12 protein-coding genes are annotated in these 12,627 nt (G+C 65.1%); 2 read left to right on the top strand and 10 right to left on the bottom strand.

The annotated features are described in order from the left end of the window. Window positions 1-6: 6 nt before the first annotated feature. From ACXAJT_RS12975 to ACXAJT_RS12960, 4 genes are all read right to left on the bottom strand, one after another. Complete coding sequence (locus ACXAJT_RS12975; RefSeq protein WP_475235886.1) at window positions 7-996, bottom strand: OmpA family protein; 990 nt, start codon at window positions 994-996, stop codon at window positions 7-9. Then, the gene (locus ACXAJT_RS12970; RefSeq protein ID WP_475235884.1) at window positions 968-1,537 is read right to left on the bottom strand and encodes a peroxidase-related enzyme; all 570 of its coding nucleotides are present in this window, start codon (window positions 1,535-1,537) and stop codon (window positions 968-970) included. Before ACXAJT_RS12970 ends, ACXAJT_RS12975 begins: the two co-directional genes overlap by 29 nt. Before the next feature lie 4 nt (window positions 1,538-1,541). After that, the gene (locus ACXAJT_RS12965) at window positions 1,542-2,267 is read right to left on the bottom strand and encodes a GNAT family N-acetyltransferase (RefSeq protein WP_475235882.1); all 726 of its coding nucleotides are present in this window, start codon (window positions 2,265-2,267) and stop codon (window positions 1,542-1,544) included. Between the two features lie 89 nt (window positions 2,268-2,356). Then, window positions 2,357-3,082: a competence/damage-inducible protein A gene (locus ACXAJT_RS12960; RefSeq protein ID WP_475235881.1), complete on the bottom strand. Its 726-nt coding sequence runs from the start codon at window positions 3,080-3,082 to the stop codon at window positions 2,357-2,359. Window positions 3,083-4,112: 1,030 nt separating this feature from the next. Between ACXAJT_RS12960 and ACXAJT_RS12955 the strand changes: the two genes are divergently transcribed. Beyond that, complete coding sequence (locus tag ACXAJT_RS12955; protein WP_475235879.1) at window positions 4,113-5,015, top strand: nucleoside hydrolase; 903 nt, start codon at window positions 4,113-4,115, stop codon at window positions 5,013-5,015. 281 nt (window positions 5,016-5,296) lie between these two features. Here the strand turns inward: ACXAJT_RS12955 and ACXAJT_RS12950 are convergent, their stop codons facing one another. The 5 genes from ACXAJT_RS12950 to ACXAJT_RS12930 all read right to left on the bottom strand — a co-directional run bounded on the left by ACXAJT_RS12950 (window position 5,297) and on the right by ACXAJT_RS12930 (window position 11,045). Further along, the gene (locus tag ACXAJT_RS12950; protein WP_475235877.1) at window positions 5,297-7,186 is read right to left on the bottom strand and encodes a bifunctional sugar phosphate isomerase/epimerase/4-hydroxyphenylpyruvate dioxygenase family protein; all 1,890 of its coding nucleotides are present in this window, start codon (window positions 7,184-7,186) and stop codon (window positions 5,297-5,299) included. Between the two features lie 13 nt (window positions 7,187-7,199). Next, complete coding sequence (locus ACXAJT_RS12945) at window positions 7,200-8,474, bottom strand: TRAP transporter large permease (RefSeq protein WP_475235874.1); 1,275 nt, start codon at window positions 8,472-8,474, stop codon at window positions 7,200-7,202. 4 nt (window positions 8,475-8,478) lie between these two features. Beyond that, window positions 8,479-9,006, bottom strand: a complete 528-nt coding sequence (locus tag ACXAJT_RS12940; RefSeq protein WP_475235870.1) for a TRAP transporter small permease — start codon at window positions 9,004-9,006, stop codon at window positions 8,479-8,481. Window positions 9,007-9,120: 114 nt separating this feature from the next. Further along, window positions 9,121-10,131, bottom strand: a complete 1,011-nt coding sequence (gene dctP / locus ACXAJT_RS12935; RefSeq protein WP_475235867.1) for a TRAP transporter substrate-binding protein DctP — start codon at window positions 10,129-10,131, stop codon at window positions 9,121-9,123. Window positions 10,132-10,142: 11 nt separating this feature from the next. Beyond that, on the bottom strand, window positions 10,143-11,045 hold the full coding sequence (locus ACXAJT_RS12930) for a shikimate dehydrogenase (RefSeq protein ID WP_475235866.1): 903 nt from the start codon (window positions 11,043-11,045) through the stop codon (window positions 10,143-10,145). Between the two features lie 131 nt (window positions 11,046-11,176). On the opposite strand from ACXAJT_RS12930, the gene ACXAJT_RS12925 reads away from it, so the two are divergent. Next, the gene (locus tag ACXAJT_RS12925; protein ID WP_475235864.1) at window positions 11,177-11,890 is read left to right on the top strand and encodes a TetR/AcrR family transcriptional regulator; all 714 of its coding nucleotides are present in this window, start codon (window positions 11,177-11,179) and stop codon (window positions 11,888-11,890) included. A gap of 3 nt (window positions 11,891-11,893) precedes the next feature. On the opposite strand, the gene ACXAJT_RS12920 is transcribed toward ACXAJT_RS12925, so the two are convergent. Continuing rightward, entirely contained in the window at window positions 11,894-12,583 is a 690-nt protein-coding gene (locus ACXAJT_RS12920; protein WP_475235862.1) for an aspartate/glutamate racemase family protein, read from the bottom strand. Window positions 12,584-12,627: the final 44 nt, after the last annotated feature.

Genomic DNA, 12,627 nt, shown 5'->3' with positions numbered 1-12,627 from the left:
CGGCGATTATTCGACCGCCGGCAAGAGCACCACTTCGACCCGGCGGTTCGCTTCCCGGCCTTCTTCGATAAGATTGCTCGCCACAGGGGCGAGATAGCCAGCGCCATCGGCCTCCATCTGCTCGGGCGGAATGTCGTGGCGCGTTCGCAGGTAGCTGCGCGCGGCATTGGCGCGCTGCCGCGAAATGGCGACATTCGCTTCGGCCGAGCCGGTGGCATCGGTATGTCCGACGAAAAGCACACGCCGCGCCGGGTCTTCCCTCAGGAACACGGCAAGCCGGTCGAGCGAGTCGATCGACCCCTCTTCCAACGCGTCATCGCCCGAGGCAAAGGCAAGATCGCGCAGGATCGCGTGGCCCTGTTCTTCAAGCGTGTCGATCAGGTCCCGCCCGGCGGTGGCGACCACCGGAGCTTCTGGAAGGGGCTCGGCGCCGCTGTCCGTCGCTGCGGTTTCGGTGGCGGACGGGGGCGGCGTCTGCTCTGCCAGGGGCGTGACCCGGATCAATTGCAGGAACCCGGCGGCGGGGCCGCGGCTGGCCAGCGCGGTCAACACCTCGCCGTCGGGACCGCGCGCCGACACAAAGCGAAAGGCGGTCAGGTCGACATACATCGCCGGACCACGCATCACCTCGGTCGCGAAGCGAAAGTCAAAGCCGCCGCAGGCCCGCGTGTCGCAGTCCAGTAGGATGTCCCAGCCCGCCGCCTGCAATTGGCTGCGCAGCGGATCGACGATCTGCAGCACCGTCAGGCCCGAGGCGTCGAGCCGCCACGCCTGTCGCTGCACGCGCCCCTCGACGGCAGTGGTGGGCAAGCCTTCCATCTCGGTCCAAGGGGCGATCGGCACGGCATAGCTGCCGGGGTCGGTGATGCGCTCTTCGGTCAGCCGGGCAGTGGGCGGCAGTTCCAGATTGAGCGCCGCCGCCGGGACTGCGGGCAGCAGCGCCAGCGCGAGGGCAGGGAGGAGGCGCTTAGCGCGCCTGCGCGTGGTAGTCGTCATTCGGTCGCATATCGGTGGCGCTGGCCACCCGGTTGGTCATGTTGAAAAAGCCCGCCACATTGGCGATGTCCCAGATGTCGCGCTCAGAGAAGCCCGCGTCGCGCAGCGCCTCGCGGTCGTACTCGGCGATCTCGGCGCTGTTCTTGGTCATCTTCTCGGCAAAGCTCAGCATGGCGCGCTGGCGGTGCGGCAGGTCGGCGACGCGCCAGTTCATCACCAGCATCTCGCCCAGCTGCGGATCGCCCGAGAGATCGCGCACGGCGGCACCATGGGCGGTGAGGCAATAGAAGCAGCGGTTGATCGACGAGACCACCACCGCGATCATCTCGCGTTCCAGCTTTGACAGCCCCGAGTCCGCCAGCATCAGTTCGTTGTAGATCGCGGTGAACGCGTCGAGCTTGGCGATGTCGAAAGCATGGGCCTTCAGGACATTCGGCACCATGCCAAGCTTGTCTTGGCAGACATCGAAGTATTTCTGCGTGCGCTCTGGCAGCGGGTCGACCATCGGCAGGTCGAGGGCGGTGGGCAGGTCCTTGGTCATGCGCTCAGATCCCGGGCTGGATGCGATAATGGTACTGTCCCACAAGCACCATCCCGAGGGAAGCATAGAGGCCGTTCGCCGCAGCGTTGTCTTCAAGGCAGACCACAGACATCCATTTCGCGCCGCGCTCCTCGGCCCAGAGTGCCGCCCGGCGCATCATCGCCTTGCCCACGCCCTTGCCGCGATGGGCGCGCAGAACCTCGAGCGCATGCACCATGGCGATGCCATCGTGGAGGCCGCAATAGCCCGCCCCTGCGGGCTTGTCCGACACCCGCCCAAAAAGCCCGGTCTTGCGGCACTCGGCGCGTTCCATCACCGCCACACGCGACGGCCCGATCCCGCCCGACGCCCAGATCTCGCGCATCACGGCGAGCGGCTCCCACAGCGAAAACGCGCTCATCCGGTGCGGCGGCGTCTCGGTCAGCCGGGTGATCGGGCAGGCCCAGATATTGACCGGGTCGATCACCTCGTAGCCGCGCGATTCAAGCGCCACGTCAAGCGCGGTCTCACCAGCGCGGATCATGAACAGCGGCTGCTGCTGCATCATCCGCTGCGCCTGTTCGGCGGCCTGCAGATCGTCGGGGCTCCAGCCATCCTCGGCGGTGATGCACGACACCCGTTTGCCGCCGCCGCCGCCCTGCCTTAGCAGCCAGGGGCCCGCGGCCACCTTGGATGCGGCGGGCCATGTGGCATCTATCGTGGCGTAGAGACTGGGCAGGTCTGGCGTCATCTGGGCACTCTGGCGGCGGCGCGGCCGGTACGGGTTACGTCGTTGGCTCCATCTATGGCGGCTGCGGCGGACGAGGGCAATCGCTGCCGCTAGCCTTGCGGAAAGAGCTCGGCAAGGCGCGTCATCGCCGCATCGACCCGCGCGCCGTCGGCGCCCCGGATGACGATGTTCGCGCCGTAAATGCCATCTTTCTGGAACGGGTAGGAGCCAATGGAAAGATCGGCGAAGTCGGCGGCCAGCTTGGCCAGCGGCCCGGCGATCTCGCCCTCTCCGCGCTCAATCCGCAGCGATTGCGACAGCAGCGGCGCGCCGCCGGTCAGCTTGGGCAGAACAGACGCAAGCATCGCCTCGAACACCGAGGGCACCCCGGCCATGACGTGCACGTTGCCAAGGGTGAAACCGGGCGCGATCGACACCGGGTTGTCGATCAGCGTGGCGCCTTCCGGGATGCGCGCCATGCGCTGGCGCGCCTCATTGAACTCGCGCCCGGAGCGTTCGTAATGCGCCGCCAGAAGATCATAAGCGTCCTGCCGCACACCAATCGAGGCGCCGAAGGCATTTGCCACGGCGTCGGCAGTGATGTCGTCATGGGTGGGCCCGATGCCGCCCGAGGTAAAGACGTGATCATAGGTCTCGCGCAGGGTGGTAACGGCGGCGACGATGGCGGCATGATCGTCGGAGACCATGCGCGCCTCGCGCAGATCGACGCCGTGCTTGGTCAGCTCCTGCGCAAGATAGTGCATGTTCGAATCGCGGGTGCGCCCGGCGAGGATTTCGTCTCCGATGACCAGCATGGCGGCGGTGGGGTTGGGCATGGTCCGGGCTCCTAGCAAGGCTTGGTCGTTCGCCGCTCCGTGGCGGCTCGTCCTTGGTATAGGCCTCGACGCGCGGCTTTCAAACCCCTGCGATCACAGGGATTGCCACCGCCGAGGGCGGATCGGTCGGCAAAATCGTGGCGCCGCGAGTGTTCTGCTTTCGCTTGGATTTCTCGCCGAGCGCTTAAAAAGAAGGCGGTGACGCCGCGTCTGCCGGTGAAAAATCACTGGACAGTCACCAATTCTTCATGTGTTGTGTCCCAGACACGACATTCCGGTCGGTCCACTGGCGCAGCGCGCTCAGCAGATCGACCAGCAAGATGGCGCTTTGGGAGGAGTGGCCATCTTCAGCGATCCGGTCGCCCCGCGGGAGGGTTTGGGGCGGCCGGATATCGCACCCTGCTAGCTAAGAACGCTGCATCATCGCGCAACCCGTGCGTAGCGTTTTTTTTCGCTGCAACTGCCATTCCAGTTCCTGCCCGGCGCATTTGCTCATTGTATGAGCAGTTACGCGCGACTGCGGTGGCGGCCATGATGTGCTGAGGCTATTGCCTTTGGCTGGATCTGGACCAACGCTCCGCACCTTGCGGGGGCGGAACTTCTGCGGGGTCCAGGGGCGACAGCCGATGCCCCCAGTCGAAGCCCCAGTCGATGTCCCCCAGGCAAAGGGTCCACTGGAAGGCACCCCGACCTGTTGCCATGCAGCCACGTCAGGACAGGTCTGCAAAGCTGACCATTGTGCGGCGGCGCAGCATTGGCTAGCTTCTTCTCATGACGCAGCGATGCGTCAACGGGTTTCCTGGGGCTCTCTCCTCCTCCCTGAGCTCCGGAAATTGGCGGCGATCCCTCTCCTCCTCCCTGGGATCGCCGCGTACCCCCTCCCAACACACCCGCGATACCCTTAGGCGCTGCGCATTTGTTCGCGCGCAGATTTCCCGGTTCCCCTGTCTGCTGGGGCGCGGTAGATCGGTGCGACATTGACTGGCGCGCGGCCTTCGCCCGCCCGGCGCCCACGAAGCTGGACCGACGCATGAAACTCATTATCGATACCGACCCGGGCGTCGATGACGCCCTTGCCATCCTCTACGCCGCGGCGCATCCCGAGATCGACCTTCTGGGGCTCACCACGGTTTTTGGCAATGTCACGGTCGAACAGGCGACGCGCAATGCGCTCTACCTTGTCGAACGCGCCGGGCTCGACATTCCCGTGGCGCAGGGCGCGGCCAAAGCGCTGGACCTGCCGCCCGCGACGCCCAGCCATCACGTGCATGGACCCGAAGGCTTCGGCGGTCTGCCCGAAATGACCCCCAAAGGCCGCAAGCTCGACGAAAGCGCGGCGGAGTTCCTCGTGCGTATGGCGCGGACGCACAAGGGCGAGCTGGTGCTGTGCCCGATCGGCCCGATCACCAATATCGCCGATGCCATCCGTCTCGACCCGGAGTTCGCGGGCAATGTGAAGCGGATCGTCTTCATGGGCGGCGCACTGGACGCGCCGGGCAATATTTCCCCCCATGCCGAGGCCAACACCTACCACGATCCGCATGCGCTCGACATCGTGCTGCAGAGCGGTGCGAACATCTGCATGGTGGGCCTGGACGTGACGATGCAGGTGCTGCTCGTCGCCGAGGATTTTGCCGAACTGGAACGGCGCGACCCGGCGCACGGCGCTTTCCTGCGCGAGATGAGCCACTTCTACCTCGATTTCTACCGCTCGGTCGGGGTGGAGGGCTGCGGGCTGCACGATCCGCTTGCGGTGATGGCCTGCGTGATGCCCGATATCGTCGGCACCGAGCGCGCGCCGCTGCGGGTGACGCTGGACGGCCCCGAGATCGGCAACACGCTGCGCTGCACAGGACGTCCCGAGGTCGACATCGCGCTGTCCTGCGATCCGGCGACGGTGAAACGGCTTTTCATGGAGACCTTCGGCGGCTGACGCAAAGCCCAAGCGGCAAGCCCGCGTACGAGCCCCGAAGCAAGCCCCGGTGCAAGACCTGTTGATGAGCACCGCAACGCTATGGTGACAGGGCTCGTCAAAGCGGTGCTGGGAAACGGCAAGAGGGGGCAGAGGGTGGACCTCAGCTGCTCAATGCCTCAGAGAAACGGCCCATGCAGTTCTTCGCGCGCCAACCTTTCGAAGACCTGATCCAAGGCGCCAGAAATAAGAACGCCCGCCGAATGAAGCGGCGGGCGTCTCTCTTTGCTGCGGTGCGGCGCTCAGGCCTGCGGGATGCCCTTGCTCGGCCCAAGGCGCTTTTGCGCGGCGATGCGGAAGGGCGCGTTCGGCCCGCCGAATCCCTTGTAGCCTGGCCCGCGCTGGACGATTTCGAAGAACATGCCGCCCGCGAAGGCGCGGCTGTAGACTTGGAAGAACTCCGCCTCGCCCTCGCGGTCGTATAGAATATTCCCTGCCCGCAGACGCTCCAGCAGCCCCTCGGGCATGTCGAACCGCGCTGCCAGATCGTCGTAATAATTGCCGGGGATCGGCAGCGGCTCGAAGCCGAGCTTCTGCATCTGCGCTACGCTGGCGAAGATGTCGTCGGTCGACAGCGCGATGTGCTGCACCGAAGCGCCGAAGGTCGAGGCAAGGAAGCGGCCCGCCAGCGTGCGGTGCGTTTCGGCGCCGTTGAGGGTGATCTTGAGCCGCCCCGCGTCGCTTTCCACCACCTGACTGCGCACCAGCCCGTCCGGGTCGATCACATCGACCATCGGCGATTTCTCCATGTCGAAGAGCGTGCTGTAGAACAGCGTCCAGCTCAGCATGTCCTCGTAAGACATGGTCTGCGCGAGGTGATCCACATGGGTGATGCCCGCCTCGGAGGCATCGGCCTCTGCGGTGGCTTCGAATTCCACGTCCCAGACCTCGTCGAGGCCGCTGGTGGCGTCTATGAAATGCATCACCGAGCCCCCAAGGCCGCGGATCGCCGGGATCGCCAACTCGCCGGGGCCGGTGGGTTGCGAGAAGGTCGGCGAGCCGAGCGCCGTGGCGCGTTCGACCGTGTCATGCGCCGAGGACACCTGCAGACCGATGTCGCAGACCGAGAGGCCACGTGTGTTCCAGACATGTGCGGCGTGGCCCTCGGTTTCCGAGTTCACCACGATCCGCACATCGCCCTGCTGCCAAAGCGTGATCGCCTTGTTGCGGTGCGTGGCGGCGTTGCGAAAGCCCAGCGTGCGCAGCATCGAGGTCAGCGTCTCGACCTCGCCATCGCGCGCGGCGAACTCGACAAAGCTGACGTCCTCGGCGCGCACACGCGGCGGGATCACGGGCATGTCGACCTTCGTCTCGGGCTCGGCGCGGCGCACGTCGTCCATGAGCGCGATAAGTGAGCGATAGCCGTCCTGCGCCGTGGCGCGGGCGTTGCTGCCGCGGAACTGATCGTTGAAGATCTCGAGGCTGACCGGCCCGGTGTACCCTGCGGCCATGACCGCCTGCATGAAGCGCTTCACGTCCAGATCGCCCTCGCCGGGCATGTTGCGGAAGTGTCGCGACCAGTAGAGCAGGTCCATTTCGATCGCCGGGGCGTCGGCCAGTTGCACAAAGAAGATCTTTTCGCCGGGGATCGACCGGATCGACTCAGGATCGAGCTTGCGGCCCAGCGTGTGGAAACTGTCGAGGATGATGCCGACGTTGGAATGGTCGGCTTGGCGCACGATTTCCCACGCGTCGCGGTGATCGTTGATGTGCCGCCCCCATGCCAGCGCCTCGTATCCGACGCGGATGCCGCGGGCCTTGGCGATCTCGCCAAGCTCTGCCAGATCATCGGCCGCACGCTGGATACCGCCGAGGCTGCGCGGATGCACCGACGAGCAGATCAGGATCAGATCGGTGCCCAGTTCCTGCATCACGTCGAACTTGCGTTTGGCACGGTCGAAGGCCTTGGAGCGAAGCGGCTCGGGCAGGCACTCGAAGTCGCGGAAAGGCTGGAACAGCGGGATCTCCAGCCCGTGGTCGCGGATCATCCGGCCGACCTCTCGGGCGCCGCCGTCATGGGCGATGAAGTCCTGCTCGAAGATTTCCACTCCGTCGAAACCGGCGGCGGCGATGGCCTCGAGCTTCTCGGGCAGTGTGCCCGAGATCGAGACGGTGGCAATCGCGGTTTTCATGGGAATTCCCTCCTCAGTAGCCAAGTACCCGCGGCAGCCAGATGACCGTTTCGGGCATGAAGGTCAGGATGAACAACACCAGCAGTTCGACGAAGAAGAACGGCATGATCGAGCGGATAAGCCGCGCCATGCCGACGTTTGCCACACCTTCGGCGACGAACAGACACAAGCCAAGCGGCGGCGTGATCAGGCCGATCATCAGGTTGAAGATGACCAGAATGCCGAAGTGCGTCGGATCAACACCCATCGACACGGCGATCGGATGCAGGATCGGCACCAGCACCAGCATTGCCGCGATACCTTCGAGGAACAGGCCCACGAAAAGGAAGAGCACGATCACGGCCAGCAGGAAGGTGGTCTGGCTGTCGACGTTGGTCAGCACCCAGTCGGTCAGCATGTTGGGCACGCGGTTGTAGGTCAGCAGCCAGTTCGCCGCCGAGACCGCCGCGATGATGATCAGGATCACCGCGCTGTCGCGCATTGCGCCCGAGAAGATGCGGGGCAGGGCCTTGAGCCGGATGTTGCGGTAGACGAAGAGGCCGAGGATCAGCGCATAGCCGACGGCGAAGCTTGCGGCTTCGGTCGGGGTGACGATGCCCATCAGGATCGAGCCCACAACCAGCACCGGCATCAGCAGCGGCAGGATGCCCTGCAGCAGCGCTTTACCGTTGGACGGCCCGCCGAGGTCGCCGGTCTGTTTGCTGGTGTCTACCTTGACGGTCAGCATGACGTAACCCGACAGAAAGACCGCCAGCAGGATGCCGGGGACCACGCCCGCAAGGAACAGTGCCGGAACCGACACGCCCGAGACGATCAGCGCATAGATGATCACCGGGATCGACGGCGGGATGATCGGGCCGATCACCGAGGAGGCTGCAGTGAGCGCCGCGGCGAAGCTGCGGTCATAGCCGTGCTTTTCCATCTCGGGAATGAACACGCGGCCAATCGCCGAGGTGTCGGCCACGGCGGAGCCCGACAGGCCCGCGAAAATCACCGAGGCCCAGATGTTGACCAGCGCGAGGCCGGCGCGCATGCGGCCCACCAGAACGTTGGCAAATGCGATGATACGGCCGGTGATGCCGCTTTCGTTCATCAGCTCGCCGGCCAGAACGAACAGCGGAATGGCCAGCAGCGGGAAGGAGTTGAGACCCTTGTAGATCTCGGTGGGCACGATGCGCAGCGTGTAGGGCGCCTCGCCGGTGGCCATGAAGTAGAGCAGCGCCGCTATGATCGCGATGGCAATGGGGGCACCGGCCAGCAGGCCGCCGATCAGAATGATGTAGACCATTGGCTCAGACCTCCGTGCGGCCGGTCAGCCGCTGGATCAGTTTCAGGGCCGCCGCGATGGCGAGGATCGCTCCGCCAAAGGCCACGGCGTATTGATAGGGGCCGACCTTGCCGAGCCAGACCAGTGCTTCGATGCCGGTGCTTTGCGCCAGCGCGTCGGCGGTGGCCTTCAGCCCCGAGGAGTCGACGTCGCCGCGGCGCAGGGCGAAGACATGCCCGGCATAGGCCAGCGCGAGGCCCGCGACGACGCCCATGACGTCGGCGGCGGCGAACACCCAATGGCGCACGCGCTTGGGCATCATGTCGGAGATCACGGTGAAGCGGATGTGGCTGTCGCTCAGATAGGCCAGCGCAAGGCCGAACATCACGCCGTAGATCGTCAGGTAGATCGGCAGTTCCTCGCCCCACGGCACAGAGCGGCCGATGGCATAGCGCCGGATCGAATTGACGAAGATGATGAGAAAGACCAGCGCCATGCTGAGGCCGGCGCCGAAGGCAAAAAACCATCGCGCGGCACGGGTGAGACGATCCATCGTGGCTCCTCCGAAGACAAGGCCCGAGCGCACGGGCCAAAATGCGGACCTGCGGGGCAGGCCGTAAAGAAAAACCGGGCCGCGAAGACGCGGCCCGGCATTTGGGGTCGCGGATTACTGCGCGGCGTCGGAGACGGCGGTCTGCAGACGGTCGATCCACTCGGCATCGTCACCCAGCTCGCCGCGGAGGTATTCGATGACCGCAGGTTGCGCCTTTTCGGCGAAGGCTGCAATCTCGTCGGCGGTCGGTGCGTAGACCTGCATGCCTTCTTCCTGAACGGCACCCACGCCCTGCGCGGTGTTCCACTGCTGGATCGCGCGGCCCATGTTGCCGGCGATGCGCGCGGCCTTGGCGACAACTTCCTGCTGCGCCGGCTCAAGCATGTCGTAGAACTCGTCCGAAATCACGATGAAGTCGGCGGCATACACGTGACCGTCGAGGGTCATGTACTGCTGCAGCTTGTGCAGGCCGTTGTTGTAGATCACGCCAACTGGGTTTTCCTGACCGTCGACAACACCGGTCGACAGCGCGTTCGGCAGTTCGGTCCATGCGATCGGGGTCGGCTCACCGCCGAGGCCCTTGACCATCTCAACGTAAAGCGGGATCGGCTGCACGCGGAACTTCAGGCCTTCCATATCCGCGGGCGATTTGATCTCGCGGGTGTTGTTGGTGAAGTTGCGGAAGCCGGTTTCCCCATAGGCCAGCGTGCGCAGGCCGGTCTGCTCGAGGCAATGCTCGGCAAGCGCGTCGCCGAACTCGCCGTCCAGAACGTCCCATGCGATGGTGGCCGACGAGAAGGTGTAGGGAATATCCAGCACCGAGGCCGCCGGGCAGACCTTCGACATGGCGCCAGACACCAGCGCGACCTGCGTCAGGTTATCCTGCACCTGCGCGACCAGTTCGTCTTCGTTGCCAAGCGCGCCCGCCGGGAACAGCTCGACGGTCATATCCGACTCGCCCTCGACGATGTTCTTGAAGATCTGCGCCGCGGCGCCTTTCTTCGAGCCGGTCCACTCATCGGGATCCACGTGCGCAACGCGCAGCGTCTGAGCGCCAGCGGTGGTGGCGGCGAGGCTGCCGCAGAGTGCGGTGACAGCAAGCAGAGTCTTTGTGATAGAACGCATGAATTCCTCCCTCAGCGTTTCGTGTCGGCCGTCTTTTCAGCGGCCAGGTCGAAGGCGTCGAATGTCGCCTTCATGCGAACCGGATCGGCGGGCCGTCCGGTGAACAGTTCGAAGGCGCGCACCGCTTGGAACACGGCCATGCCCGAACCGGGCAGGACGCGGCAGCCCTTGGCGCGCGCGGTCGCGATCAATTGGGTCTCAAGCGGAAAATACACGATATCCGCGACCCAGAGGTCGGCTTCGATCAAATCGGCATCAATGGCCATGCCCGGCAGCTTGGCCATGCCCATGGGGGTGCAGTTCACCACGCCGTTGGGCTTGTCCTCGGCAAAGAGCGCGGCGCTGTCGCTGACAGCCTGCGTCTTGGTGCCCGGACGGTTGGTGGCGACCAGCTTGGCCAGACCTTCGGCGCGCACCGGATCGGTATCAAAGATCGACAGTGTCTCAACACCACAATCGGCCAGCGCGTGGGCCACGGCGACGCCTGCGCCGCCGGCACCCAGCAGCAGCGCGTGGCGCGTATCGGCGCCTTCGAGGCCACGGCGGAAGCTCTCGGCAAAGCCCCACATATCGGTGTTGTGGCCGATGCGTTTGCCGTTCTCAAAGACCACGGTGTTCACCGCGCCGACGGCGCGGGCGTTCTCCGACAGCTCATCGAGCAGTTCGATCACCTCGATCTTGTAGGGATAGGTGATGTTGAGCCCGTCAAAACCCGCGGCTTCGGCGGCAGAAACCATCTGCGCCAGCGTCATGTCCTTGCGCTGCGGCGCGTCCATGTCGAGCTTTTTGTAGGTGGTGAAGAGCCCCTGCGCGCGCGCTTCTTCCATCTGCATCAGCGGGGTGCGCGACAGGGCGATGCCCTGACCGATGAGTCCGGCAAGCAAACTGTCTTCTCTTGTTCGCGCGTTCTCCAAAGCGGCCTCCCCCCAACTTCGCGTGTCTGACAAGTTGTCGCAGCATTGTACCCACCAGTTAAATTGTCAAGTCAATTGAACCGGCGGGTTAAAAATGTAGGATGAGCATCCAGAGGACGTGAGGAGGACACATGGGGAGACCTGTAGAAAACCGTGCAAAGTCACGCGGCTGGAAGCAGAATCCCGAGGCTGTGAAGGCCGATATCCTGCGCGTCGCGCGCAGCGAGTTCGCCCGTCGCGGGCTGACGGGAACCCGAATCGAGGACATCGCAGCGCAGACGACGACCTCGAAACGGATGATCTTCTACTACTTCGGAGACAAGGAATCACTCTACGAGGCGGTGCTTGAAGAGTGTTACGCCGAGGTGCGCGAAGGCGAAGCGGAGCTTGATCTCGAGGGGCTGCGGCCCGATGCGGCGCTGAAGGCGCTGCTGGAATTCACCTTCGATCACCACCGCCGCAACCCCGAGTTTATCCGCCTCGTGATGATCGAGAACATCCACGAAGCGCGGCACATGAAGAAGATGCAGACGCTGGCGGCGAAAAACGAGCGCGCCATCGGTGTGGTCGAGAAGATCTGCCGCGCAGGCTGCGCGGCGGGGCTGTTCTTGCCCGATATCTCACCCGTGGCGCTGCACTGGCAGATCAGCGCCATGAGCTTTTTCAACGTGGCCAATCAGGCGACCTTTTCGACGAACTTCGGCCCGGGGCTGTTCAATGAGGAAGGGCAGGCGCTGCTGCGCCGGTCCGCCGTGCGCGGCATTCTCGCGGCGGTGCTGAAGGATCCGTCGCAGATCGACACGCTCTGCCCATCGACAGAGGCAGGGACGGACCAGCTGTCTTAAGCGTCAGGTGTCTGCAGGCTGGACCAGCCGCGCCGCGTCGAGGATCGAAAAGACCGGGCGCCCGGTGACCTCGCGGATCGCTTCGGCATAGGGGGGCAGGTTCCCGCACTCCAGCACGATGGCGTCGATCTCGGGGGAGTGCGCCACCAGCCGCTCCGCGGCGGCACAAACCTCGCGCCGCATCGTGTCGATGTCGAAGGCGGCGTTCTGGCGGTCCGTCGCGACGAGGAAGGTCTGGGCAAAAAGCGCGCTGTCCTGCAGTCCACCGATCCGCACCGCGTCGGGTGCGGCACCGGCAGCGCGGATCGCGTCTGGCCCCAGCACCGCGGCCGAGGCGGTGAGCACACCGACAGGCTGGCCGCCGGTCATCTGCTGCACCATCGGCAGCAGGCACAGCCCCGACAGCACCACGGGAATGGGAAGCGTCGCGGCGATCTCGCGCTGGACCGAGATCAGGAACCCGCAGGTAGAGGTGATCAGGCAGGCGCCCTCGGACGCAAGGTCTTCGGCGGCGGTGCGGAAAGCTGTCACCAGTTCAGGCGCCGGGCGTCCGTCGCGGACGATGTCGGGGCTGCCGGCGCCGGGCACCACCCGCACGCGCGCCGGCAGGTGATAACTGCCGGGGTTGCCTGCATCGCCAAGGATGCGCGGAAACCGCGTGTCGAGGCTGAGAATGCCGATGAAGGGTGTCATGCAAGAGCCTGTCCGGTAATCGAGGGCCGGCGCGCCGGCCCTCG

The organism is Salipiger sp. ABF4_146 (genome assembly GCF_056161345.1).
The sequence above is the reverse complement of the archived record's forward strand: the minus strand, read 5'-3'. Positions and strand labels throughout refer to the sequence as shown.

Excerpts from the sequence above, each read along its gene's own strand:
- ACXAJT_RS12975 (WP_475235886.1), bottom strand. The coding sequence starts at position 996 with ATGACGACTACCACGCGCAGGCGCGCTAAGCGCCTCCTCCCTGCCCTC.
- ACXAJT_RS12970 (WP_475235884.1), bottom strand. The coding sequence starts at position 1,537 with ATGACCAAGGACCTGCCCACCGCCCTCGACCTGCCGATGGTCGACCCG.
- ACXAJT_RS12965 (WP_475235882.1), bottom strand. The coding sequence starts at position 2,267 with ATGACGCCAGACCTGCCCAGTCTCTACGCCACGATAGATGCCACATGG.
- ACXAJT_RS12960 (WP_475235881.1), bottom strand. The coding sequence starts at position 3,082 with ATGCCCAACCCCACCGCCGCCATGCTGGTCATCGGAGACGAAATCCTC.
- ACXAJT_RS12955 (WP_475235879.1), top strand. The coding sequence starts at position 4,113 with ATGAAACTCATTATCGATACCGACCCGGGCGTCGATGACGCCCTTGCC.
- ACXAJT_RS12950 (WP_475235877.1), bottom strand. The coding sequence starts at position 7,186 with ATGAAAACCGCGATTGCCACCGTCTCGATCTCGGGCACACTGCCCGAG.
- ACXAJT_RS12945 (WP_475235874.1), bottom strand. The coding sequence starts at position 8,474 with ATGGTCTACATCATTCTGATCGGCGGCCTGCTGGCCGGTGCCCCCATT.
- ACXAJT_RS12940 (WP_475235870.1), bottom strand. The coding sequence starts at position 9,006 with ATGGATCGTCTCACCCGTGCCGCGCGATGGTTTTTTGCCTTCGGCGCC.
- dctP (WP_475235867.1), bottom strand. The coding sequence starts at position 10,131 with ATGCGTTCTATCACAAAGACTCTGCTTGCTGTCACCGCACTCTGCGGC.
- ACXAJT_RS12925 (WP_475235864.1), top strand. The coding sequence starts at position 11,177 with ATGGGGAGACCTGTAGAAAACCGTGCAAAGTCACGCGGCTGGAAGCAG.
- ACXAJT_RS12920 (WP_475235862.1), bottom strand. The coding sequence starts at position 12,583 with ATGACACCCTTCATCGGCATTCTCAGCCTCGACACGCGGTTTCCGCGC.